Source organism: Halopseudomonas pachastrellae (assembly GCF_900114765.1).
GTDB lineage: Bacteria > Pseudomonadota > Gammaproteobacteria > Pseudomonadales > Pseudomonadaceae > Halopseudomonas > Halopseudomonas pachastrellae.
The window spans coordinates 1-1,382 of record NZ_FOUD01000052.1 but is presented as its reverse complement, the minus strand read 5'-3'; the positions used below and the strand labels follow the sequence as shown (position 1 = coordinate 1,382).

1 protein-coding gene is annotated in these 1,382 nt (G+C 56.0%); it reads left to right on the top strand.

Annotated elements, in window-relative coordinates:
* Nucleotides 1–1,382: type I restriction endonuclease subunit R (locus BM116_RS18560; RefSeq protein WP_139222389.1), on the top strand; the 1,382-nt coding region annotated here is incomplete at both ends.

The window sequence follows — 1,382 nt, the reverse complement described above, 5'->3', positions numbered from 1 at the left end:
ACCTTCGTGGCGTTCACCGGCACCCCGGTTTCCAGTGAGGACCGAGATACGCGCGCGGTATTTGGCGACTACATTCACGTCTACGACATGCAGCAGGCAAAGGAAGATGGTGCAACGGTTGCTATCTACTATGAGTCCCGCTTGGCCAAGCTGGCGCTGAAAGACAGTGATATGCCGCACATCGATGATCAGGTCGATGAGCTGGCTGAGGATGAAGAAGAGGATCAGCAGTCACGGCTCAAGTCGCGTTGGGCCGCGCTGGAAAAGGTGGTGGGTGCAGAGCCACGCATCAAGAGTATTGCGGCAGATCTGATTCAGCATTTCGAGGAACGCAATCAAGCGCAGCAGGGCAAGGCCATGGTCGTCACCATGAGTCGTGAGATCTGTGTGCACCTCTACAACGAAATCATCGCGCTGCGTCCTGATTGGCATGACGAGGACCCGGAGAAGGGCGCCATCAAAGTAGTGATGACTGGCAGCGCATCTGATAAAGCGTTGCTCCGGCCGCATATCTACTCTGGGCAGGTGAAGAAACGGCTGGAGAAACGCTTCAAAGACCCGAAAGATCCGCTGCAGATTGTGATCGTCCGTGACATGTGGCTGACCGGCTTCGATGCACCCTGTGTGCACACGCTCTACGTCGACAAGCCGATGAAGGGGCACAACCTGATGCAGGCGATTGCGCGCGTCAATCGGGTGTTCAAGGATAAGCAGGGCGGACTGGTGGTCGACTACATTGGCATCGCCAATGAACTCAAGTCGGCGCTGAAGGAGTACACCGCAAGCAAGGGGCGCGGGCGGCCTACTGTCGACGCTCATGAAGCCTATTCGCTGCTGGCCGAGAAGATGGATATCTTGCGTGGCATGCTGCACGGCTTTGATTACAGCGACTATCTGAATGGCGGCCACAAGCTGTTGGCTGGTGCGGCGAACCATATCCTTGGCCTTGAGGATGGCAAGAAGCGCTTTGCTGACAACGCACTGGCGATGAGTAAGGCGTTTAGCCTGTGCTGCACGCTGGATGAGGCGAAGGCAGAGCGGGAGGAGGTTGCGTTCTTCCAGGCAATCAAAGTTCTGCTGACCAAGCGTGATATCAGCGCGAAGAAAAAGACCGACGAAGAGCGTGAGTTGGCAATCCGCCAGATCATCGGCAATGCGGTTGTGACGGGTGATGTGGTGGACGTGTTTGCGGCTGTTGGCCTGGATAAACCGAACATCGGTTTGCTCGATGACGACTTCCTTGCTGAAGTGCGCAGCCTCCCCGAGAAGAACCTCGCGGTAGAACTGCTTGAGCGCCTGCTGGAAGGGGAAATCAAAAGTCGATTCTCCACCAACGTCGCTCAAGAAAAGAAATTCTCCGAGCTGCTGAGTAACGTCATTGC